The organism is Achromobacter sp. NPDC008082, from assembly GCF_042957345.1.
GTDB classification, from domain to species: Bacteria; Pseudomonadota; Gammaproteobacteria; order Burkholderiales; family Burkholderiaceae_B; genus Achromobacter; species Achromobacter kerstersii_A.
In genome coordinates this window covers 916,981-939,840 of the sequence record NZ_JBIBIB010000001.1, presented here as the reverse complement: position 1 = coordinate 939,840, position 22,860 = coordinate 916,981, and the positions used below count along the sequence as shown (strand labels likewise).

Annotated in this window: 19 protein-coding genes; 9 read left to right on the top strand and 10 right to left on the bottom strand. The window is 63.3% G+C overall.

Going from position 1 to position 22,860, the window contains the following annotated elements; genetic code table 11:
* Positions 1–13: 13 nt before the first annotated feature.
* From ACFZAI_RS04255 to ACFZAI_RS04240, 4 genes are all read right to left on the bottom strand, one after another.
* Complete coding sequence (locus ACFZAI_RS04255) at positions 14–994, bottom strand: NAD(P)H-quinone oxidoreductase (protein ID WP_391565731.1); 981 nt, start codon at positions 992–994, stop codon at positions 14–16.
* A gap of 62 nt (positions 995–1,056) precedes the next feature.
* Entirely contained in the window at positions 1,057–2,466 is a 1,410-nt protein-coding gene (locus tag ACFZAI_RS04250) for an Nramp family divalent metal transporter (RefSeq protein ID WP_391565730.1), read from the bottom strand.
* A 67-nt stretch (positions 2,467–2,533) separates the two neighbouring features.
* On the bottom strand, positions 2,534–3,082 hold the full coding sequence (locus ACFZAI_RS04245) for a hypothetical protein (protein WP_391565729.1): 549 nt from the start codon (positions 3,080–3,082) through the stop codon (positions 2,534–2,536).
* 148 nt (positions 3,083–3,230) lie between these two features.
* On the bottom strand, positions 3,231–4,784 hold the full coding sequence (locus tag ACFZAI_RS04240) for an IclR family transcriptional regulator C-terminal domain-containing protein (RefSeq protein ID WP_391565728.1): 1,554 nt from the start codon (positions 4,782–4,784) through the stop codon (positions 3,231–3,233).
* A 234-nt stretch (positions 4,785–5,018) separates the two neighbouring features.
* Between ACFZAI_RS04240 and ACFZAI_RS04235 the strand changes: the two genes are divergently transcribed.
* From ACFZAI_RS04235 to ACFZAI_RS04220, 4 genes are read left to right on the top strand one after another with little or no spacing between them, the layout of a single operon-like run.
* Complete coding sequence (locus tag ACFZAI_RS04235; protein ID WP_391565727.1) at positions 5,019–5,828, top strand: ribonuclease activity regulator RraA; 810 nt, start codon at positions 5,019–5,021, stop codon at positions 5,826–5,828.
* Between the two features lie 23 nt (positions 5,829–5,851).
* On the top strand, positions 5,852–6,319 hold the full coding sequence (locus tag ACFZAI_RS04230; RefSeq protein WP_391565726.1) for a nuclear transport factor 2 family protein: 468 nt from the start codon (positions 5,852–5,854) through the stop codon (positions 6,317–6,319).
* The gene (locus tag ACFZAI_RS04225; protein WP_391565725.1) at positions 6,316–6,609 is read left to right on the top strand and encodes a Dabb family protein; all 294 of its coding nucleotides are present in this window, start codon (positions 6,316–6,318) and stop codon (positions 6,607–6,609) included. The genes ACFZAI_RS04230 and ACFZAI_RS04225 overlap by 4 nt, the downstream gene beginning before the upstream one ends.
* A gap of 33 nt (positions 6,610–6,642) precedes the next feature.
* Positions 6,643–8,229 (top strand): aldehyde dehydrogenase (NADP(+)), encoded by a 1,587-nt coding sequence (locus ACFZAI_RS04220; RefSeq protein WP_391565724.1) that lies wholly within the window; start codon positions 6,643–6,645, stop codon positions 8,227–8,229.
* A 75-nt stretch (positions 8,230–8,304) separates the two neighbouring features.
* On the opposite strand, the gene ACFZAI_RS04215 is transcribed toward ACFZAI_RS04220, so the two are convergent.
* Positions 8,305–9,501, bottom strand: a complete 1,197-nt coding sequence (locus ACFZAI_RS04215) for a mandelate racemase/muconate lactonizing enzyme family protein (protein ID WP_391565723.1) — start codon at positions 9,499–9,501, stop codon at positions 8,305–8,307.
* Positions 9,502–9,544: 43 nt separating this feature from the next.
* Positions 9,545–10,522 carry a Bug family tripartite tricarboxylate transporter substrate binding protein gene (locus tag ACFZAI_RS04210; protein ID WP_391565722.1) on the bottom strand — a complete coding sequence of 326 codons (978 nt, stop codon included), beginning with the start codon at positions 10,520–10,522 and terminating at the stop codon, positions 9,545–9,547.
* Between the two features lie 271 nt (positions 10,523–10,793).
* Here ACFZAI_RS04210 and ACFZAI_RS04205 point away from each other — a divergent pair, with 271 nt between their 5' ends.
* Both ACFZAI_RS04205 and ACFZAI_RS04200 read left to right on the top strand, forming a co-directional pair.
* Positions 10,794–11,780, top strand: coding sequence for a LacI family DNA-binding transcriptional regulator (locus ACFZAI_RS04205; RefSeq protein ID WP_391565721.1), 987 nt, complete (start codon positions 10,794–10,796; stop codon positions 11,778–11,780).
* Positions 11,777–12,781, top strand: coding sequence for a LacI family DNA-binding transcriptional regulator (locus ACFZAI_RS04200; protein ID WP_391565720.1), 1,005 nt, complete (start codon positions 11,777–11,779; stop codon positions 12,779–12,781). Before ACFZAI_RS04205 ends, ACFZAI_RS04200 begins: the two co-directional genes overlap by 4 nt.
* Before the next feature lie 14 nt (positions 12,782–12,795).
* Here the strand turns inward: ACFZAI_RS04200 and ACFZAI_RS04195 are convergent, their stop codons facing one another.
* From ACFZAI_RS04195 to ACFZAI_RS04185, 3 genes are all read right to left on the bottom strand, one after another.
* Positions 12,796–14,169, bottom strand: a complete 1,374-nt coding sequence (locus ACFZAI_RS04195; RefSeq protein ID WP_391565719.1) for an MFS transporter — start codon at positions 14,167–14,169, stop codon at positions 12,796–12,798.
* A 180-nt stretch (positions 14,170–14,349) separates the two neighbouring features.
* Positions 14,350–16,083, bottom strand: coding sequence for an L-arabinonate dehydratase (gene araD, locus ACFZAI_RS04190; protein WP_391565718.1), 1,734 nt, complete (start codon positions 16,081–16,083; stop codon positions 14,350–14,352).
* Positions 16,084–16,089: 6 nt separating this feature from the next.
* Positions 16,090–17,175, bottom strand: a complete 1,086-nt coding sequence (locus tag ACFZAI_RS04185; RefSeq protein WP_391565717.1) for a mannonate dehydratase — start codon at positions 17,173–17,175, stop codon at positions 16,090–16,092.
* Between the two features lie 273 nt (positions 17,176–17,448).
* On the opposite strand from ACFZAI_RS04185, the gene ACFZAI_RS04180 reads away from it, so the two are divergent.
* The 3 genes from ACFZAI_RS04180 to ACFZAI_RS04170 all read left to right on the top strand — a co-directional run bounded on the left by ACFZAI_RS04180 (position 17,449) and on the right by ACFZAI_RS04170 (position 21,387).
* Positions 17,449–17,958: a sigma-70 family RNA polymerase sigma factor gene (locus tag ACFZAI_RS04180; RefSeq protein WP_391565716.1), complete on the top strand. Its 510-nt coding sequence runs from the start codon at positions 17,449–17,451 to the stop codon at positions 17,956–17,958.
* Positions 17,955–18,890, top strand: coding sequence for a FecR domain-containing protein (locus ACFZAI_RS04175; RefSeq protein WP_391565715.1), 936 nt, complete (start codon positions 17,955–17,957; stop codon positions 18,888–18,890). The genes ACFZAI_RS04180 and ACFZAI_RS04175 overlap by 4 nt, the downstream gene beginning before the upstream one ends.
* 103 nt (positions 18,891–18,993) lie before the next feature.
* On the top strand, positions 18,994–21,387 hold the full coding sequence (locus tag ACFZAI_RS04170) for a TonB-dependent siderophore receptor (RefSeq protein ID WP_391565714.1): 2,394 nt from the start codon (positions 18,994–18,996) through the stop codon (positions 21,385–21,387).
* 372 nt (positions 21,388–21,759) lie between these two features.
* Here ACFZAI_RS04170 and ACFZAI_RS04165 read toward each other — a convergent pair whose 3' ends face one another.
* Entirely contained in the window at positions 21,760–22,209 is a 450-nt protein-coding gene (locus ACFZAI_RS04165) for a lysozyme inhibitor LprI family protein (RefSeq protein ID WP_391565713.1), read from the bottom strand.
* Positions 22,210–22,860 lie beyond the last annotated feature (651 nt).

The window sequence follows — 22,860 nt, the reverse complement described above, 5'->3', positions numbered from 1 at the left end:
GCGGCCCGTGGGCTCAATTCGTCAGAATGAGTTTGCCGAAGCTCTGGTTGGTTTCCATGCGGCGATGCGCGTCTGCGGCTTGCGCCATCGGGAACGTGCTGTCGATGACCGGGGTCAAACGCCCTGCGCCCAAATCCTCCAGCCAGCGGTCGCGAAAGCGCGCCACCATGGCGTGCTTCACCGATTGCGGACGCGACTTCATTACCGTTCCCATGATCTGCAGATGCCGATATAGAACGGCTTGCAGATCAATCTCTGCGCCCGCGCCGCCTGCCAGCAAACCGACCTGAACCAAACGGCCACCAAAATTCATCGATCGGATATTGCGGGCGAAATTGGGCGCGCCGACAAAATCCACAATCACATCCACGCCGGCGCCTGCGGTCTCACGCGTGACCACATCATGAAAGTCTTCTGACCGGTAATCGATCACCACGTCCGCGCCCAGCGCGCGCAAGCGGGCGGCCTTCTCTGCGGTGGTCGATGCGAACACCTTGGCGCCCACGGCGTGCGCCAGTTGCACGGCGGCCGACCCCACACCGCCCGCCGCAGCGTGAATCAGAACGGCTTCGCCCGGCTGAAGCCGTCCAAGATGCATCAGCGCCTCGTGCGCGGTCACAAACACTTCCGGCACGGCGGCGGCGTGCACGTAATCCAAGCCCGCGGGAATCGGCATCGCCATGCGATAGTCGACGCGGGCGTACTCGGCGTACGCGCCGCCCCCGGTGATGGCCATCACGCGGTCACCGGCCTGATAGCCCCGCACCTCGGCGCCTATCTGGACCACCTCGCCCGCGGCTTCCAGCCCCATCAGATGGGAATCACCAAAGTCCGGGCGGCCGTAATGGCCGGTGCGCAGCAGCAGATCCGCACGGTTCACGCCTGCCGCGTGCACCTTCAGCAACAGGTCATGCGGCCGCAGCTCGGGCTTGGGCGCATCCACGCCATGCAGTACATCAGCAGAACCAAAAGTATCGAAATCAATGGCTTTCATGGCCATCTCCATCAGGTGGTAGAACGCCCGGGCGACCATCGCCAAGGCAATATGAATAAGGATTAATGTCCGAACACGATGCGAGCCGCATCCGCCACGCTGCCGGGCAAACCCACAATGTCGAACGCGGTGATCGCCAACGCCGAGCACCAGCCCAACACCAGCAAGCTCCACGGCGTGGGCCAGTTGCCCATCAGGCGGCGAGCGGTCACGAAATGCAGCAAGGGAAACATCGCGAACGGCAATTGCATCGCCAATACGACTTGGCTCAGAATCAGCAGGTCGTTGACGCTGCTGTCTCCGCGCATACCAATAATGAGGACCGCCGGCACGATGGCCAGTGAACGTGTCATGAGCCGGCGCTTCCACGGGCTTAGCCGCCAGTGCGTGAAGCCTTCCATCACGACCTGGCCGGCCAGCGTGCCCGTGATGGTGCTCGACTGCCCAGACGCCAACAGCGCCACCGCAAAGATCAGGCTTGCCACCGCGGTGCCCAGCGCGGGCGTGAACGTCAGGTAGGCGAGCTGGAGCCAGTCGGTGTCGTCCCCCAGTACATAGCGATGGCCGTTCACGAGTATGTCGCTGCGGCCATGAAAGACCTTGGCCGCCAAGAGCAGGATCGCGGCGTTGACCAGGCATGCCATCGTCAGCGACGCCACCGTCGACACGGCGTTCAACCGCAACGCCACGTTCGCGGACGCCTTGCCGCCGGCCGGCTCCGCATCCGCGTCCGCGTCAGAACGCTGCACCAACGCCGAATGCAAATACAAGTTATGGGGCATCACCGTGGCGCCGATGATCGCAACCGCGATGCTCGCCATGCCCGCACCGGCAAGCGATGGGTGCACGAGCGCCGCGCCCATCTCATGCAAATTCAGGCTGGTGCCGGGAAGCACGAAGAGCTCGACAAAGAACGCCCCTGCGATGGTAAGCACCAACACAACAACCACGCGTTCAATGGCGCGCATTCCGCTTTTTTGCAGAATGAGCAAGAGGAGCACGTCGGCGGCGGTGAACAGCACCGCCATCAGGATCGGTGTGCCGAACAAGAGATTGATCGCGACGGCGGAGCCGAGCACCTCGGCCAGATCGCACGCGCCAATCGCGATCTCACAAAATATCCACAGCGGCAAGCGGCACCATTTGGGATACCAGTCGCGGCACGCCTGGGCCAGGTTCTTACCAGTGACGATACCCAGACGCGCCGCCAGCAACTGCAACACAATCGCCATCGCGCCGGCCAACGCCACCACCCACAGCAGCGCGTACTGATACTGCGCGCCCGCTTGCAGGTCGGTCCCCCAGTTGCCCGGGTCCATATAGCCCACGCTCACCAGCAGCGCCGGGCCAAGAAACCTGCGTGATCGCTTGAGCGTGGCCACACCGCGCGCCCAGAGATCCCGGCCACGCACGCCGGCCATCGCGGCCGCGCTGGCGCCTGGCGCCACATTGAGCTGTTCCTGTGCGGGCACAGCAGTCTCCTGTTCAGGCAGACAGCAACGGCCGGGCGCGCCGCCGCGCCCGGCCCCATCAGGTGGCTCAAGCCGCGCCCGCCAACGCGCGGCGTTCGATGCTGGCGGCAAACAGCGGCGTCTCGCGGCTGTTGTGGTCGCCGCCGTCTCGCTGACGCGCGTCGGCGGCGTCCTGGAACGGCGTGCCATGCTGTTCGATGAAGTTCAGAAATTCCTGCGTCGGATGCGCCACCACGCTATTGGTGTATTCGCAGGTGTTGTCGTCGATCTTCTTCACGCTCAGCGTCCAGATCACTTGCACCCGCGTGCGGCCATTGGGCGTGAACGCATCCGAGGTCGAGACCATCTTGCACAGCGTGGGCGTCGCCACTTCGGCGACGTAATGCTGAACCATCAAGGTCTTGCCGATCATCTCGACGTTGATCGACATACGCTTGCCGTCGTCGGTCGTCGTGGCGCCGGCCGAGATATGGTCAGGCGCGCAGCAGCGCTGGTACTCGGCCTCGGGCAAGTTGAACAGCCAGTCGGCGATATCGACCTTTTCAATCGGAGCGTTGATGACCGCGCTGTAAGCGGAAGAGGACAGCTGCTTTTCGGTGATGATGATGTCGGACATGATCAGATTTCCTGGTTGGCAATGAGACCTCACTATCGGCCTGAATCAAGCCGTCAACCAGTTATCTCTTGGTATGCGGAACCGACCGGAAAGGTCATACCAAAGCGTGGTTCGCCCCGGAATGGCGGACCTTTTTGCGGAGCGTGGCCTATAGCGGGAATTCGAACAGACAGCCCGACAAGGGCGCCTTGGCCAAGGTATCCAGCGCAACGGGCTGCCTCGCAGTCGTCACGATCATGCGCGCACCGTCCGCCACCAGGTCGGTCGGACATGGCACTGGCAAACCCACCACCCGATCCAGCACCCCATCGCGCGTGAATCGCACAACGCTCCAACCGTCGCAAAGCGCCGTCCAGATGCCGCCATTGATATCCAGGGCCAGCCCGCTGAGCAGACCAGACCCTTTGGGCATGCTGGCCAAGCGCCTCACACTATCGTGGCCGGGTTGCAGAATCAGGATGGCGCCCGACTCTGGCGTGACGGCGTAGAGCTCGCCTTCTTTCGCGCACCATTGCAAGGCCTGCACGGGCTCGGCAATGGGCCAATGCGGTTCAAACCGCCCATTCGACAACGTGATCACGCCCACGACGCAGCCTGCTCCCTCGTCCTGTTCCAGCGCGGCCCAAGCTTCGCCCGCATTGCCGCCCGGGCACATGGCCAGCAGGTTCGCGCCGGGCCAGGCGGCCAGCGGCTCAATCGCGCCATCACGCTTGATAAGCACGGCGCTGTTGCCGCCCGCCACCCACATGCCATCGGGCTCGACAAGCAATGCTTTGATCGGACTGTCCAGCCGATACGCCAAGTCATCGCGCGCTGGCCGGCAAGTCATGTCAAGCCGCCGCACGGAGGGCGCCAGCACATCCGCCCAGTACAAGCACTTGCGATCCGAACTCCATTGCGGATGTGCGCCATGAAAGGCCCAGGGACCGGCAATTGCCACTGCCGCGGTCTCGTCCGCGGCCGGCTTTACGGTTTCAAGTTGCGCGCCCACGCGCCGGGCAGCCTGCGCCACTTCGGGTCCCAGCAGCTCCACGCGCGCGCGCGTCAGCCGATAGGCCGGCCCCGCCACGCTGATCGCCCCGCGCACCACTCCCGCTGCGTCCACAATGGGCGCGCCCACGCAGCGCACACCCAGCACGATCTCCTCATCATCGATGGCATAGCCTCGGGCGGCGGTGATCTTCAATTCCGCATTCAAGCGCCGGCGGTCGGTGATGGTATGCGGTGTGAAGGATTTCAGGGTCACGTCGCGGACGATGTCCTCGCGAGCCGGCGCCTCCATGGCAGACAGGATGGCTTTGCCCTGGCTCGTGCAATGCACGGGCTTGCGCTGTCCCAAGACCGCCGCCGATCGAACGCTGTGCGCGCCATCGCAGCGTTCCAGCGAAATAACTTCAAGCCCGTCCAATGTGGCCAGATAGCAGGTCTCTCCCGTCAGGTCACGCAAGCCACGCATTTCCAACGCCGCCGCCGCAGCCAGATCGGGCATCGTGTAGGCCTGGCGCGCCATTTCAAAACAACGGAAACCCAAGCGGTAGACCTTGCGCAACGGATCGCGGCGCAACATGCCACGCGCGACTAGCGTTGCCAGCAAGCGGTACGTGGTGGTTCTTGGCAAAGACAACTGCGCGGCCAGATCCGTTTGGCTCAGCCCATCGGCTGCCGCACCCACCGCCTCGAGCATATCGATGGCCTTCTCCAAAGAGCCAGTTCCATCACCAGTATTTGCTGTCATCGGGGCGCGTCTCAATATGTGGAAAAAAGCGCCGAGTTCGGCGTCTGGATGCTGCTGCACTCCATATTAAGTTCGAGACAACTTCAATACCATTTCATGAACGGATGCCCCCCGAAGCCGGCGCGGACATTCATCCCGGAACGTTCCACCATTTGGGACAAACCGCCCATTTCTCTTCATTCAGAGCAACAGCCACGCATCATGAGCGTCTCCAATCCCCCTCCCTTGGCCGTCATCCCCCAGCGCGCGCCGGCGCCCTATGTCCCCGACTCGGTGCTGGATCGCCTGGCCCGCGCCACCAGCGGCTCTCTCACCACACAGCTGTACATCAAAGGCCTGCGTCAGCCCGTCCTGCACGGGCTGACGCCGCTGAATAAAAAGGTCAAACCCTTCGCCGGCCGGGCGTACACCATGCGTTTCATTCCCGCGCGCGAAGACGTGGATGTCTACGGCAACCTGACGACGTCGCCCTCGGCGGACAACCTGCAATGGGTCGGTGTAGAGCAGATCGAGCCCGGCCATGTGCTGGTCATCGACAGCAATAAAGACGGCCGCGCCGCTTCCATGGGCAACATGCTGATCACGCGGATGATGATGCGCGGCGCCCGCGGCGTGATCACGGACGGCACCTTCCGTGATGGCACAGAATTAAGCCAGATGGACTTTCCCATCTGGAGCACGGGCGTCACGGCGACCACGCGGCTGAGCTATCACCACGTCGCCGACCTGCAAGTGCCCATTGGCTGCGCCGGGGTGGCCATCTACCCGGGCGACGTGATCCATGGTGACGGCGACAACATCACCGTCATTCCCGCGCACCTGGCAGAAGAGATGGCCGACCTGTGCGAAAAGCGCGACGACATCGAAGCGTATCTGGCCCTGCGCGTGCAAGCGGGCGAGCCGCTGTGGGGCCTGTATCCGCCCAGCGAGGCCACGCGCGCGCAATTCAAGCAATGGGTTGCGGACGGACGGCCGACGATCCCCGCGGCCAAGCCCGCGGGCAGCCGTTGACCAAGCCACATTCAGGAGCATTCATGAGCAGAACGTTCACCCCCGAAGACCACGCTGCGTTGATCCGCCGCTATTTCGACGCCTGCAATGCCGCCGACTATGACGCGCTGGTCGACTGCTTTACCCCCGACGCGGTGCACTACTTTCCCGCCGGCCTGCCGGAAGTGCCGTGGCGCACCGCCGACACCATCGCCAAAAAATGGGTGTGGTGTGTCGAGACGCTGGGTTCGCAATGGACGATCGAACGCCTCATCGTCAGCCACAACACGCCCGAAGCCATGATCGAATGGACGCACTGGAAGAACAAAAGCGGCACGGCGCTACGCGGCGCCGAATGGTATGACTTTGATCCCGAGACGGGAAAAATCTCTGAGATTCGCGCCTACTACGCATCGCCCGCCGACCCCTCCACCCGCATCAATGAGCTCGTCGCGTTCGACTACGCCGAGCGCGGCTATCACCTGCAAAGCGCAACGAAGGCAAAGGCATGATCCGGCATATCGTCTTGTTTCGCAGGCGGCCTGACGTGCAGCGCGATACCGCGCTTGAAGCCCGCCTGGCTGCCCGCATGACCGCCTTGGGCGCCGACATTCCGGCGATACGGTTTTGGCGGGTTGCGGCCAACGAGCTGACGCGCCCCATCAGCTGGGACTACGTCCTGGAATCCGAAGTCGATAACGCAACCGAACTGGATGCTTACCTGTTCCATCCGCTGCATGTTGCGCTGGTGGCCGACCTGAAGCCGTACTTCGAGTGGGCTGCGGTGGACTACACGGTGTAGAAAAAAAGGCGAATTACCTTGCGAGACTGCAATATGAAACTGTCTGGAAGCATGCTCATTGGCGCTTCTGGCGTACGGGGCGACCAAGGCGTCGCCCATGCCATCAATCCGGCAACCAATCAGGCGATCGACGAGCCGGCGTTTGGCTTGGGCGGCGCGTCGCATGTGGATCGCGCAGCCAAGCTGGCCGCGCAAGCCTTTGACGCCTACCGCAAACAACCCTTGGCAACGCGCGCCGCGTTGCTCGAGGCCATCGCCAGCCAGATCGAGGCGCTGGGCGATGCGCTGATTGAACGCGCCCATGCGGAAACGGGTTTGCCCGTGGCGCGGCTGCAGGGAGAGCGCGGCCGCACGGTTGGCCAGCTCCGCCTCTTTGCGGGCGTCGTCCGCCAAGGGCACTTCCTGCGCGCCACGCTGGACTCGGCCCTGCCGCACCGCCAGCCCTTGCCGCGTAGTGACCTGCGCATGGCCAAGCTGCCGCTGGGCCCGGTGGCCGTCTTCGGCGCCAGCAATTTTCCGCTGGCCTTCTCCGTGGCGGGCGGCGACACGGCAAGCGCACTGGCGGCGGGCTGCCCCGTCATCGTCAAAGCCCACTCGGCTCATTTGGGCACCTCGGAACTCGTTGGCCGCGCCATTCAACAAGCAGTGAGCAGCCTGGGACTGCATGAAGGCGTGTTTTCACTGCTGATCGGTTCAGGCCGAACCTTGGGCGAAGCGCTGGTGGCGCATCCGGCCATCAAAGCGGTCGGGTTCACCGGATCACGCCAAGGCGGTCTGGCGCTTGAGCGCATCGCCCAGCAACGCGCAGAACCGATTCCGGTCTATGCCGAAATGAGCAGCGTCAACCCGGTCTTTCTGTTGCCGGGCGCCTTGGCCCATCGCCCTGAAGCGCTGGGCAACGCGTTCGCCGATTCGCTCACGCTGGGCGCCGGCCAGTTCTGCACAAATCCTGGCCTGGTGTTGGCGATTGAGGGTCCGGGCCTGGACGCGTTCATCGCCTCGGCCGCGCAGGCGCTAAGCGGCAAGCCCGCTCAGACCATGCTGACACCCGGTATCCACGACGCGTATTGCTCGGGCAAGGCCGCATTGCAAGCGGCCGGCGGCGTTTCAACGTTGGCGCAAGGCCTGCCCGCCGATGGCAGACCGAATGCAGCGCAGGCCGCGCTGTACCTCAGCGACGCCGAGCATCTGTTGGCCGATGAAGCGCTACAGGCCGAGGTCTTCGGCCCGGCCTCGTTGCTGATTCGCGTTAAGGATGAGGACGCTTTGCGCCGGCTGGCCGAACACCTGGAGGGCCAACTGACCGCCACGCTGTTGCTGGACGATGCCGACCTCCCGATGGCGCGCACGTTGCTGCCGGTGCTGGAACGCAAGGCGGGCCGCATCCTGGCCAACGGCTTTCCGACGGGCGTGGAAGTCTGCCACGCGATGGTTCACGGTGGCCCCTACCCCGCTACGACGAATGCGATGGTCACGTCAGTCGGCGCGCAGGCCATCGACCGCTTCTTGCGGCCCGTGTGCTATCAGGACATGCCAGAAGCGCTATTGCCCGCTGAACTGCTTGCGGACAATCCGCTCAAGCTCTGGCGGCTTGTGGATGGCGAGTTGACGCAAGGCTAAGCGCGCACGCAGCAAAAAGCGCGTCAGTCCTGAAGACTGACGCGCTTTTTTTATAACGGTATGTGGTGGCTAACCTCAGGGACGCTTGCCGAACTCTTCGAAGCCCGCGCGCCAGGCAATGGCCTGATCACTCAGCGAAAATCCCAGCCCGGGACGATCCGACACATACATGCGGCCGTCCTTCAAATGCATTTGTTCATTGAACATCGGGCCCAGCCACTCGAAGTGCTCAAGCCACGGTTCGATCGGATACGCAGCCGCCAGATGCAAGTGAATTTCCATGGCGAAATGCGGAGCCAGCTTGCGGCCTTTGAACGCGCCCAGCGCCATGATCTCCAGGAACGGCGTGATGCCGCCCACGCGCGGCGCATCCGGTTGAATGAAATCACTGCCTTCCGCCAGGATCAGTTGCGCGTGTTCACCAGCGCTGGTCAGCATTTCTCCCGTGGCGATGGCGGTATCGAAACGGTTCGCCAGTTGCGCATGACCTTCGAAGTCATATGCGTCCAGCGGCTCTTCGATCCAGGTCAGGTCAAAATCCTCAAAGGCGCGGCAAGCGCGCGTCGCCTTCTGGCGATCCCATTGCTGATTGGCGTCGACCATCAGGGGGAAATCATTACCCAACAGCTTGCGCACCTCTCCCACGCGCTGGACATCGATGGCCAGATCCGGCTGCCCTACCTTGAGCTTGATGCCGCCGATGCCGCTTTCGCGCGAAATCTGCACGTTCTTCAGCACTTGGTCCAGCGGCGTATGCAGGTATCCGCCCGACGTGTTGTAGCACTGCACCGAATCGCGATGGGCGCCCAACAGCTTGGCAAGCGGCAGCCCCGCGCGCTTGGCCTTCAGATCCCACAGCGCAATATCAAAGGGCGCAATCGCCTGCGTCGTCAGGCCGCTGCGGCCCATCGACGCGCCCGCCCACAGCAGCTTGGTGAACAGCTTGGAAATATCGCTGGGGTCTTCGCCCAACAGATTGGGCGCGATTTCCTTGGCGTGCGCGTACATGCCCGGCCCGCCGGCGCGCTTCGAATAGCCGAAGCCAATTCCCTCATGGCCGTCACGCGTCCGGATCTCGGCAAAGATGAAGGCGATTTCTGTCAGCGGCTTCTGCCGCCCCGTCAGCACTTTGGCGTCACTGACAGGCGTCGCCAAAGGCAGATACACCAGCGACACCTTGATCCATTCGATACGGTCGCCACTCTCGGCCGCAGTGCGGGCATTGGCGTCCGCCTTGGCATAGGACACGATGTTGGATTGGACAGCTTTCATTTGATCAATTCCGGGTAGATAAAAAACAAACAATGGGGCGTGCTCAGTTGAGCTTGATGCCCGCCTTCTGCACGACTTGCTCCCAACGAGCGATTTCTTCCTGCACAAAGCGGCGGTAGTCCGTTGAACCGGACGCCACCACGACGAAGCCGCTGGCTTCGAGCTTGGCTCGCGCCGCCGGGTCAGAGAAGCCTTTGATCATTGCCGCCTCCAGCTTTGCAACGACGGCGGCAGGCGTGCCTTTGGGCGCGGACAACCCCGTCCACGACACGGCGCTGAATCCCGGATAGCCCGACTCGGCTACGGTCGGCACATCGGGGTAAAGGGGATTGCGTTCGATACTGGTCACAGCCAATGCCCGCAACTTGCCGGCTTTCACGTGCGGCAGCACCGCATCCTGGTTGGTGAACATGCCGGGAATCTGGCCCGCCAGCACATCATTCAAGGCCGGTGCGCCGCCCTTATAAGGAATGCCCACCATGTCCAGGCCCGCCACCTGTTTCAAATATTCGGTCGTGACGTGGCCCGATGACGCATTGACCTGGCCGTAGTCAAATTTTCCAGGATGGGCTTTGACCCAGGCGATGAATTCCTGAAAGGTCTTCGCCGAAAAGGCTGGGTTCACGACCAGCACATTCGGCCCCGCCGCCAGTTGCGAAATATGGACGAAATCACGATTCGAGTCGTAAGGCGGTTTGGGCGTGAAGCCGTGGATGATGGCGTTACTGCCTATCCCCGACAGCAACAACGTATAGCCGTCCGCCTGCGCACGCGCCACCTGCTCGGTGCCGATCGCGCCGCCGGCTCCTCCCTTGTTCTCGACAACAAAGGCCTGCTTGAGCTCGCGGCCAAGCACATCGGCGATCAAGCGGCCCATCAAATCGCTGGTGCCGCCGGCAGGAAAGGGGACGACAATTTTCACGGGGCGCGACGGGTAGTCAGCTTGCGCCCGCACGGCGCCAGGCAGCGTCACCATGCTGGCCACCACGCATAGCGCAAAGAATAGGGATCTACGGCTCATGCTTTGTCTCCTGTGCGGTCGTCGCCGCTTTTTATGGGTGCGTTCCGTATAGAATCATGGAAGCGCTTTCATTGTGAACGCGCGCCAGGAATTGGCAATCCACCCCTTTTTTCGACACCGCCGCGCGTCCCACACTTTGGAATTTCTGGCGCACTACGCCTGACTTAATCCGTGCGGTTGACCTCTCCGGCCTACTTCCGACTTGCGCTGAACCATGCCCTCCGTTGCAAGGCCCGCTCAACCTTCCGTGTCTGCGCCCAGCAATGCGCGCATGAGCGATGTCGCCCGGGAAGCGGGCGTCTCGCTGGTCACCGTTTCCCGGGCATTGAACACACCAGAAAAGGTGTCGCGCGATACGCTGGCGGCGGTGCGCCGCGCCATCGACCTGCTGGGCTATGTGCCCAACCTGATGGCGGGCAGCCTGGCGTCAAACCGTTCGCGCATCGTTGCCGCCATCGTTCCCACCATTTCCAATCTGGTCTTCGCCGAAACCATTGAAGCGTTGACGCAAACGCTGGCCAAAGACGGGTATCAACTGCTGCTTGGCCAAAGCGGCTACAGCAAGCAAGCGGAAGCGTCGCTTGTGGATACCTTTCTTGGCCGCCGCGTTGACGGACTGGTGCTGACGGGATTCTCACAACCCAAGGCGTTACGGCTGAAACTGCAACGCGCCAATGTGCCGGTCGTACAAACCTGGGGCCTGCCCGGCCCCGGACAGACGACGCTTATCGATATGGCCGTGGGGTTTTCCAATGTGGGCGCAGGCCGCGCCGCCGCACGCCATCTCTTGGCCCGAGGCCATCGGGCGCTGGCCTTCATCGGCGCGGACGAGGCGCGTTCGCGGCAACGGCTGCAAGGCTATCGAGCCGAAGTGCTGGCCGCAGGCTTGCCCGACGTCGAAGCCGCATTTGTCCCGCCTCCGGTGCAGGTCGACGCCGCAGGACCGTGCCTGGATCGAATGCTGGAGCGCCGTCCCGACATCACGGCGGTCTTCTGCAACAACGATCTGTTGGCGGCGGGTTTGCTGTTTGCTTGTCAGCGACACGGGCTACGTGTCCCGGACCGCCTGGCAATCATGGGTTTTGGAGATTTGCCGATCTCCAGGGCGGCATGCCCTGCCCTGTCTACCGTGCGTATCCGCCGCGCCGAGATGGGCGAACAGGCCGGAAAAATGTTGCTCGCTCGCTTGAGCAGCGTTGCGCTTGAGGCCACCAGCGCCGATCTGGGCTTCGAGATCATTGAAAGGAGCAGCACATGACGCGCGCCCCAACCCGCGTCCAGATGGCTGACGTCGCCCGCGAAGCCGGAGTGGCGCGTGTCACGGTCTCGCGCGTGATCAATGCGCCCGACAGCGTCGCTCCCAAAACGCGTGACGCCGTCCTGGCCGCGATCGCCCGCTTGGGTTTTGTGCCCAATCTGAATGCCGGCACGCTGGCGTCGCGCCGTTCGCGCATTGTCGGCGCGCTGGTTCCCACCCTGTCCAACGCGTGGTTCGCCGATACGATGGACGGCTTGTCCGTTCGGCTGGCGGCAGCCGGCTATCAGCTGTTGCTGGGGCAGACCCGTTATAGCGAGACCGAAGAGGAACGTCTGGTGGATGCCTTTATCGGCCGCCGCGTCGACGCAATCGTATTGACCGGCACGCAGCATCTGCCGGCCGTACATGCAACGCTGCAACGCGCGGGGATACCGGTCATTGAATGCTGGGATCTGGTCGATGCGCCCATTGACACCGTAGTGGGCTTTTCCAACGCTGATGCGGGCACAGCCGTCGCACGCCATCTTATCGGCCGCGGCTGCCGGAACCTGGGATTTATCGGCGCAGACGAATACCGCTCCGCGCTGCGCTTACAAGGATTCCGGGAGGCCGCAAGCGCGGCAGGCGTTCAAGCCGTGCATGCACACCTCGTCACGCCCCCATCCGGCATCCATGATGGCGCGCGTGGACTGGAGGCGTTGGTGCACGCGCATCCCGCCATGGATGGCGTGTTCTGCAGCAACGACACGCTGGCGCTAGGCGCGCTGCTGGCGGCCAGAAATCACGGCTGGCGAGTACCCGAACAGATTGCCGTGGCCGGGTTTTCAGATCTGCCCGTGGCGGCCGCCAGCGTCCCGGCGTTGACGACCATCAGAATTGAGTCACGCGCGCTGGGCGAGTATGCGGGCGAATTGCTGGCGCGCCGTTTGCGCGGCGCGTCTGATGATGCCGCGCGCGTGCATGACATGGGGTTCACGCTTGTTGTTCGCGACAGCGCGTGATCCTCAACGCACGGTCACGGATTGGCTGGCCGGGGCCGCGCCTCGGTTAACGCGGGCGCGGGGCGTTCAGGCTCAAAGCGTTCAATGCGTCCGACCAGCAGCCAATAGCTGGCCACGGCCACGACGCCATGCAAACCCACAAACACCAACGCCTGATGAAACGAACCCGTGGTGGCCAAGATGTAGCCGATGACGACAGGCGTGGTGATGCCCGCCGTGTTGCCAATGGCGTTGAATACCCCGCCCGTCAGGCCAATCATCGACCTGGGAGCGGTATCGGCTACCACCGTCCAGCCCAACGAACCGAACCCCTTGCCGAAGAACGCCAACGACATCAGCGCCACAACGATCCAATCGGTATCGACGTAGTTGCAGCCAATCATGACCGATGACAGCAACAGGCCTATCGTGATGGGCACCTTGCGCGCAATCGTCAGGGACTGCGTGCGCTTGAGCAGCCAGTCCGACACGAATCCCGTCAGGACGCCGCCCACGCAACCCGCAATGGCGGGCAAGGATGCAACAAACCCTGCCGTCAGAATACTCATGCCCCGCTCTTTGACGAGATACGTCGGAAACCACGACACAAAGAACCAGGTGATCGCGGTGATGCAGTATTGCGCGAGGAAAATGCCAGACAGCATCCGGCTGCGAAACAGGTCAAGCAGGTTGGGCGCGGCTGGCGCGGACCCATCCCCGTCGGCCGGGGTCTTTGCGTCGTCGGATGGCTCGGTGCCGCGCGCCGGCAAGTCGACCAATGCGCCCCCGCTGCGCATCAGCTCCAATTCTTCGGCAGTGAGCTTGGGGTGTTCGGAAGGGACCTGATAGGTCCGCCACCACAGAAGCGCCAGCAACAGCCCCAGCGCCCCCATCACCGAAAACACATGTTCCCAGCCGAACTGATGGTCCAACCATCCCATCAACGGTGTGAACAGGGCCAACGACAGGTACTGCGCACTGTTGAATATGGCGCCAGCCACACCGCGTTCCTGCGACGGAAACCATGCCGCAATCACGCGCCCCGAGGCTGGGCCGACTGGCGCTTCAAATGTGCCCAGCAAGAAACGCAACACCAGCAACGCGGCAAATGCGGAAGCGAACCACCCGGCCGCGCCCATGAACATCGTGCACGCCGACCACAGCACCAGGCCGCCCAGCACGGTGCGCTTGGCGCCTAGTTTGTCGACCAGCCAACCTGCGGGAATATGGGCCAGCACATAGGCCCAGGCGAAGGACGAGAACAACCACCCCATCTGTACCGGCGTCAGCCCCAGTTCCTTTGACATGCCAGAACCGGCGACCGACAACGTCGCCCGATCACCCGTGCTAAATGCAAGCACGATCGTGATCAAAGCCAAGATTAAATAGCGCTGGCGCGCACGCAACATGACAACGTCTCCAGATTATTTTTGTTGAGGCGGGCCGTGCGCATTGCCAAGTAATGCACACCGCGCAGGACCGCACCCGGTGCTCGGCTCAGAGTGTGAACCGGCGCCTGCTGCCGCTCAAGCGCGTGCGCAGGCGATCGGGCGGCTTTGTCTCAGACTATGGAATTGAGCAAGCAGAATTCAAAAAATATCCGGCTCGCGCGCGTGCTCACCGTCCTGCGTCAGCAGGAAATCCATGTCACAGCCTTGATCGGCTTGCTGAATATGGTCAGTGAACATCCTGCCGTAGCCTCGGCTGAAGCGGGCTTGCGGCGCCTGCCACTGCGCCCGCCGCCGTGCCAACTCTTCGTCACTGACTTCCAGCCGGATATGACGCGCGGGCACGTCAACGGCGATGATGTCGCCGGTCTGCACGAATGCCAGCGCACCGCCCACATAGGCCTCGGGCGCGACGTGCAGCACACATGCGCCATAGCTGGTGCCGCTCATACGTGCGTCGCTGATGCGCAGCATGTCTCGCACACCTTGCCTGACCAGTTTCAGCGGCACGGGAATCATGCCCCATTCGGGCATGCCGGGGCCGCCTTTGGGACCCGCATTACGAAGCACAATCACATGGTTTTCCGTCACGTCCGCATCCGGGTCGTCCAGCATCCGCTTGAGGCTGGGGTAATCGTCGTACACCAACGCGGGGCCGCGGTGATTCAGAAACTTCGCGCTCATGGCGCTGGGTTTGATCACGCACCCATCCGGCGCAAGGTTGCCGCGAAGCACCGCCAGCGCGCCCTCTGGATACACGGGCCGCTCCAGCGGACGGATCACGTCGTCGTTGCAAACCTGCGCCGTCGAAAGATTAGCGTGCAGGCTCTGGCCCGTGACGGTTGCTGCGCTTGTATGCAGGTGCGCGCCCAGGCGCGACATCAACGCCGGCAAGCCGCCCGCAAAGTAAAAATCTTCCATCAAATACGGGCTGTCTCCATTGGGCCGGATATTCGCAATGACCGGCACCTGGCGGCTGATCTGGTCAAAATCATCCAGCCCCACCTGTCTCTGGCCGGCACGACGCGCCATCGCGATGAGGTGGATGATGGCGTTGGTTGAACAGCCCATCGCCATGGCGACCGTGATGGCGTTCAGAAAGGCTTCGCGGGTCAATATCCTGCCCGGGTGCAGGTCCTCGTGCGCCATGGCGACGATGCGCCGGCCCGTCTCTGCCGCCATGCGCTGGTGAGCCGCGTCCACGGCCGGAATGCTGGAAGCGCCGGGTAACGACATGCCCAATGCTTCGGCAATGGCGGTCATCGTGCTGGCCGTTCCCATCGTCATGCAAGTGCCAGGGCTGCGCGCAATGCCGCTGATGATGCCGTCCCACTCCGCCTCGGAAATGAGGCCAGCGCGCCGTTCATCCCAGAATTTGAACGCGTCCGATCCCGACCCCAGCGTCTTGCCGCGTGAATGGCCGCGCAGCATCGGCCCCGCAGGCAAAAAGATGGCGGGCACGCCAGCGCTGATCGCCCCAAGCAGCATGGCTGGCGTGGTTTTGTCGCAACCGCCCATCAGCACCACGGCATCCACGGGATAGCACCGGATCATCTCCTCGACTTCCATCGCCATCATGTTGCGGTAGAGCAGCGCCGACGGCTTGACGAGCGCGTCGTTCAGCGACATGGCAGGCATCTCCAACGGAAAGCCGCCCTCCTGCAAGACGCCGCGTTTGACATCGTCAACCCGCTGCCGGAAATGCATGTGGCAGGGGTTGAACTCCGACCAGCTGTTGATGATGGCGACGATAGGTTTGCCTTCCCAATCTTTTCTTTCGTAGCCCATTTGCATGAAGCGGCTACGGTGATTGAAGGTGCGGAAATCGTCATTCGCGAGCCACCGCTGGCTGCGCAGCGCGTTGGATTCGGCCATCGCGGCTTAACGCCCAGGCGCCGACCACACGCCGGCCGCCTGCAACAGGCCGCGCGTGTAGCCCAGCGCGAACGCCATGAACCGCTCGCGCCCTTCGTCGATGTCAGAAACAGGCACGTGATCGGGGCACAATGGCCCGGAGTATCCGCCCCTGCGGTAGGCCTTGACGGCCTCCAGCATGTCGACATCCCCCTCGTCGGGAAAGACCTCTTGAAAGTCGAGATAGCCGCCGCGGATATTGCGAAAGTGCACCATGAAGATACGGCCCGTGGAGGCGAACTCCTCGATCACGGGAATCATATGGGCCGCCGGTTCCTTGAACATTTCGGCGACCGTCCCTTGGCAGAAGTTGAGTCCATGGTTCTTGCTTGGGGACAAGGCCAGGAAGCGGCGTATCCCGTCGGCCGACCCCATCACGTGCTCAATTCCATTGAGCCCCCCAATGGGATACGCCGGATCATGCGGGTGGCACGCCAGCCGCACGCCGGCCCTGTCGGCCGCGGGCACCAAGCCTTCAACCAGAAACTCGATGGCATCCCAGCCCGCCCGCTCGGTGACCGGCGGCACGTCGCGCGCCATCTTCTGGCCGCATAGCAGCGCCGACGCCGATCCCCCCTCTTCTTGATTACTGGGATACCCGACGCCCCAGTACGAATGCCTGCGATCGTCATCAGAAGAATATTCGGCGTAAACAAACCCTGAATTCTGCGCGCCGCCGCGTCCCGGCTTCAGACCCGTGCGCGTGATGCCAACCATCTGAACGTTGTACTTGAGGCAAGTGATGCCTGCATCGGCCGCCTTTTGAATATTGGCGGCCAGGGTGGCCCGCTGCCGCTTGGCGCTATCCAGGTCGACCATCGAATCCAAAAGAATCGAGCCGACGTCCAGCGCAAACACATCCAGCTTCAGGCCGAACCCTTCAACCCATTTCCGATATTGGGTCAGCTTGCCCGCGTCCCATTCACTGACGCCGCCGCGTGCGGACACCAACTCTGTGCCACGGTTGTCCAGAACGACGCTTTGCACGCCTAGTTGAGTCGACAAGCGCAGTCGGCGCTCGTCCGGGTTGAGCAGTTGCTCGCTGATATACATGGAGTCTCCCGATTCCGATCACGGTCCAACTCAAAATGGACACGTGTTCATTCTGGAGCAGCATCCACAGGGCTATCAAGCGGAGAAGACGCCGGGCGACAGAGGATCGGGCTTGGAATCTCAAATGGTGGGACGCCAGCAGTCGACGCGTCATTGGCCGTGGAACCGCTACGGCCACTCAGTCAAAAACTTAGCGAGCAATGTTGCACAGACGCCGCACCACAATCGCATTGATAGTCTTTCTCATTCTTATTAGTTAGACTTGCGGGCATCTTGTCCACGCCCGACCCGCTCACCCTCCCTGCGATCGAAACCCTGTACCGCCGCCATCACGGCTGGCTGCGGGGGTGGCTGTGCGGAAAGGTCGGCGACGCCAGCGATGCGGCCGACCTGGCGCAGGACACGTTCGTGCGCCTGATGGCCGGCCGTCAGGGCACGGTGTTGCGCGAGGAGCCGCGCGCCCTCATCACCCATATCGCCAAGGGCCTGCTGGTGGACCACTGGCGGCGCCGCGCCGTGCGGGAGGCCTACCTGGAAGCGGTGGCCCACTTGCCGGAGCCGCAGGCGCCGTCGCCCGAGACCGGCCTCATCATCATCCAGACCCTGATCGAGATCGACGCCATGCTGAGCCGGCTACCCGCCGTCACGCGCGATATCTTCCTGCTGGCTCAGCTCGAGGGCCTGACGCTGGCCGAGATCGTCGCGCGCACCGGCAAGCCGCTTATCACCGTGCGCCGCCATCTGCACAAGGCGCTGACGGCATGCATGGCGGTCGCGACATGAGCGCCGCCGATGGCGCGATGGACCGCGCGCTGCTGGACGCGGCGGCCGACTGGGTAATTCGTCTGCGCTACGACACCCCCGATGCCGATACCCGCGAGGCTTTCGCGCGGTGGCTGGCCCAGAGCGACGCGCACGCGCAGGCCTGGGCGCGCGCCGAACGGGTGCTGGACCATTTCGATCGCGTTCCTGCCAGCATCGGCCACGACGTCCTGCGTTCGCGCGGACGCCGCTCGGTCGTGCGCGCCCTGATCACGGGCGGGCTGCTCTTGCCGGCCGGCTGGATCACCTGGCGGCAAGCTCCGGTCTGGACGGCCGACCTGCGCACGGCGACGGGCGAACAGCGCGATTGGGTGCTGGACGATGGCACGCGCGTCGTGCTCAATACGGGCAGCGCCGTGGATGTGCGTTTCACGGCCACTGAGCGCCGGCTTGTCCTCGTGGCCGGTGAACTGCTGCTGACCACCGGCAAGGACGCGGCCCGGCCACTGCTCGTGCAAACGCCGCACGGCGACGTCCAGGCCCTGGGCACGCGCTTCAGCGTGCGCTTGAACGAGCACGCCTGCAAAGCTGCCGTGTTCGAGCATGCCGTCGAAATCCGCCCGCGTCATGGTCAGCCGCTGCGGCTGGAGGCCGGCCAATCCGCCCGATTTACCGAGGCGGGCATCGACCTGCCCCTGCCCGCCAATGACGACGATACCGCCTGGCGGCAAGGCATGCTGGTGGTGCGCGACGAGCGTCTGGCCGATGTGGTGGCCGAGCTGGGCCGCTACCGTCCCGGCGTGCTGCGTTGCGACCCCGAGGTCGCCGGCCTGCGCCTGTCGGGCGCGCTTTCGGTCCGCGACACCGACGCAGCCCTGCGTGCGCTGGCCGCGCGACTGCCGGTCAAGGTGCGGCGCGTCAGCGCCTATTGGGTAACGGTCGGCCCCACGTAAAAAAAAATTTGTCGGACATGAGCACTTTTTCCTTCTCGTGCGGCTAGGGAATTGACACCGCTTCGGCGGGCGAATTTCCCCAGATGACTGAAAGGACGAAAGAGTGACTGCACGCAATCACGCCGGGTTGGGCCCGCGCAAGCTTTGGATGTTGTCGGCGCTATGCGGCGCCCTGGTGGCCGGCGCCGTGGCCCTGCCGGCCATCGCACAGGCCCGCCCGGTCGCCATCGCCGCCGGCCCCTTGAGCTCGGTACTCGCCAGCTACGCAGCGGCCGCGGGCGTGCAACTGGTGTTCGACCAGGCCCAGCTTGCCGGCCGCCAAAGCCCCGGACTGAGCGGCAACTACGGTGTGCAGGAAGGCTTCGATCGCCTGCTGGCCGGCAGTGGTTTTCGTGTGGTGTCCGATGGCGCCGGGGGCTATGCCCTGCAGCGCGAGTCCAACGTCACCGAACTCGCTCCGGTGACCGTCACCGGCATGGCGGAGCGCGCCACCAGCGAAGGCACCGGCTCCTACGCCTCCGAAGCCGTCACGATCGGCAAGGGCTTGCAGCGCCTGAAAGACATCCCGCAATCGGTGTCCGTGATCACGCGCCAGCAGCTTGACGACCAGAACCTCAACAGCCTGGGCGACGCCATGCGCAACGTCACCGGCGTCACCGTCGAAACGCTCAGCACCGGCGGCGGCATGTCGGGCTTCATCTCGCGCGGCTACTCGTTGGACAAACTCCAGGTCGATGGCCTGTCCACCCCGGCTGGCGCAGGCAACCTGTCGCCGGGCTTCGACCTGGCCATCTACGACCGCATCGAAGTCCTGCGCGGCCCCGCTGGCATCTACCAAGGCACCGGCGAACCCGGCGGCTCGATCAACCTGGTGCGCAAGCGGCCCCTGCAAGATTTCGCCTTCAGCGCCCAAGCCAGCGTCGGGTCGTGGGACTACTACCGCGCCGTCGCCGACCTGAGCACCCCATTCGACAGCGAAGGCAAGGTGCGCGGCCGCTTCATCGCCGCCTACGAAGACCGCGGTTCCTTCGTCGACCGCGTCGAGTCGCAGCGCCCGACCCTTTACGGCATCGTCGAAGCCGACCTGACGTCCCGCACCACCGTTGCCGCCGGCATCACCCACCAGCGCATGCGCGCCACCCCTGCCTTCGGCCTGCCGGCCTACGCCGACGGCGGCCTGCTCGACGTGCGGCGCTCCACCAACCTGAGCGCCGACTGGAACCGCATCGAAGAAGAAACCACCGAACTCTTCGCCGACCTCGAGCATCGCCTGGATGGCGGCGGCCGCGTGAAGGCCGGCGTCTTTCATCGCGACACCGACACCCCCGTGCGCGACTTCACCTGGCCCAACCGCGCTGTCGACCCCGCCACCGGCAACACCAACCTGATCGCCTGGTCCTACCGCAACCACTGGAAAACAACCGGCGCCGACCTCAACCTGAACCAGCCCTTCCAGGCCTTCGGGCGCGAACACTCGCTGCTGATCGGCGCCGATTACAGCTACACCCACAAGAACTTCACCTATGGGGGTGGCTCGATCTTCCCGACCAACATCTATCAGCCCATCACCAACATGCCCAAGCCGGACATGGAGCAGGTCAACGGCAGCGACGGGCGTGTCAGCGAATTCGGCCTTTACACGCGCGCCAACCTGCAGCTGGCCGACCCGCTCAAGCTCGTCGTCGGCGCGCGCCTGGCCTGGTGGAAAAACGACGCCCGCAGCGACAACGTGTACTTCGGCGACTTCAGCCAGAATGTCGACCGCATCGACGCGCGCACCTCGCCCTACGCCGGCCTCATCTTCGATCTGACCCCCCAATGGTCGGCCTACGTCAGCTATACCGACATCTTCCAGCCCCAGACGGCCACCAACGCCCAAGGCTCCACCCTCCAGCCGCGCACCGGCCGTCAGGTGGAAACTGGCCTTAAAGGCGAATTGCTCGACGGCCGCCTGAACACCCACGCCGCCTTGTTCCAGATCGTGGACCGCAACCGCGCCATGACCGACCCGGACAACCCGCTCTTCTCCATCGCCGCGGGCAAAGTGCGCAGCCAGGGCTTCGAAACCGAAGTCAGCGGCTCCCCGCTGCCCGGCTGGGAAATCACCGCCGGCTACGCGTACACCAACACCAAATACCTTGAGGCCCCCGCAGCCACCCAGGGCATGGCATACAGCCAGATCACCCCGCGCCATGCCATCAACCTCTGGACCCGCTACCACTTCAGCCAACCCGAGTTGCAAGGCTTCTCGGTCGGCGCGGGCGTGCGCTACAACAGCGGCTTCTACCAGCAAACCGGCAATGTCCGCTGGGATCAGGGCAGCTACACCACCCTCTCAGCCCAGGTCGGCTACCGCTACAACAGGCATTTCGACGCCACCCTCACCGTCGACAACGTCTTCGACCGCGTCTACTACGAAAAACTCGGCGGCGGCTCGCGCCAGAACTACTACGGCCAGCCGCGCAGCGTCATGCTGACGATGCGGTATCAGTATTGAAGAGAAAACAAGCTTGATCAGCCCCTCCGGATTTCGTGCGGTGCCGGTATGGAGTCCGGGGTGGAGGCCTTTCTGGTGGAGAACTGCGCGAAATAGGAAACCAGGACGGCAGCGTATTCAACGGGTTAGAAGCCTTCAATCTCTGGCATTGGGATCGGGTGATCACCTAAGTTGAGATTTTGCTGTGAAAGCGTCACTTAGCTTGGAAGTTTGCGATATCGGCAAGCCGCCCTGCGGCTTCGATCTCGGCCTGGTGAGATCACTGCAGCGCCATCGAACCGGCGATCGGACACAGGGCGGCTCCCTTTTACTTCGGCCCCCACAGGATGCTTTTAAATAGCAAAATTCGCCCCCCCCGGAGGGCTTCGCGTATTACTTGCCTGCGGCGCGCAGCGCCTCTGCCCAGTTCTTTTTCACGGCAGCGATGCGGTCCACGTAGGCGGACTTCAGGCAGGCGGCGTCGGGGCAACGGTCGCGCACGGTGGTGCGCCATTGCGTCTGCTCTTTCGCTACAGGATCGCGCCATTCACCGCTTTCACCGTCACGGCCAGCGGTTTCGGCCTGAATCTTGTCGTAAAGCTCCTTCACCTGATCGTCCAGCTTGGACAACGATGGTTCGGCGCAGATGAGATGTTCGACATGGGTTTTCGCGGCCTTGCAGTCGAAGCCGGCGGCATAGGCGGCGTCGATTTGCAGGAAAGGAGCGCTGGCGAGGACCGCGCAGATTACAGCATGCAGGATCGCGTGTTTGCCTTGAGCGCTTTGCCGGCACCGGCCTTCGATGATGCCGGTCGGTATTGCCGCGAGAACGGGGTTGCGCACGTCCTTCACTCCTGAATAGTCTGCGGCCACGGATAGGGTGGGCCAAGCGGTCGATTTTCCCGTTTGTCGAAAAGTTGTGCAACGTTGGCTCTCGCATGCCTTGAACCCGTGGCAGGTGTTCAAGCGCTACATCGATGAGGGCCGGTTTAAAGCGACATCACCCTAGGCGTGACACACGAAACTGGACCTCCATGGCGAGGTTCATTGAAGGTGGAAACTCGGCATGTTGTAAATCATGGACTTAGCGAAATTTGGTTCATTCACTTTGGCCGCAGTGGTTCATTGAACATCGCATTCTTCCCCAGAAAGTTCATTGAACTTGGGTGATGATTGGGACCATCACATCTCGAGGCCCCCATGCCAGTGCGCCTGCCCTACCCTACAACGGCTGTGAGCTAGACGCGGTTGACGAACGTCTGCCAGCGGCCTGGAGCGGTCACTGGAAAGTTTGGCTGAGTGCCCGCTTCAGGCTGGTAGCAGTCATTCCGTCCTAGGGGATTTCACCAGTCAAAAGGTTGGCAAGCGCCCCTGCTTTAGAGCCTCGCCCCACAACCTCCTTGGGCCACCGAGCAGTCGCGGGCTTCCCCATTAAAAGCTACACTCTGCGGCTGCGCCGCGAGGTTTGGTGGCGCGTTTAAGCGGTCGCTCTCA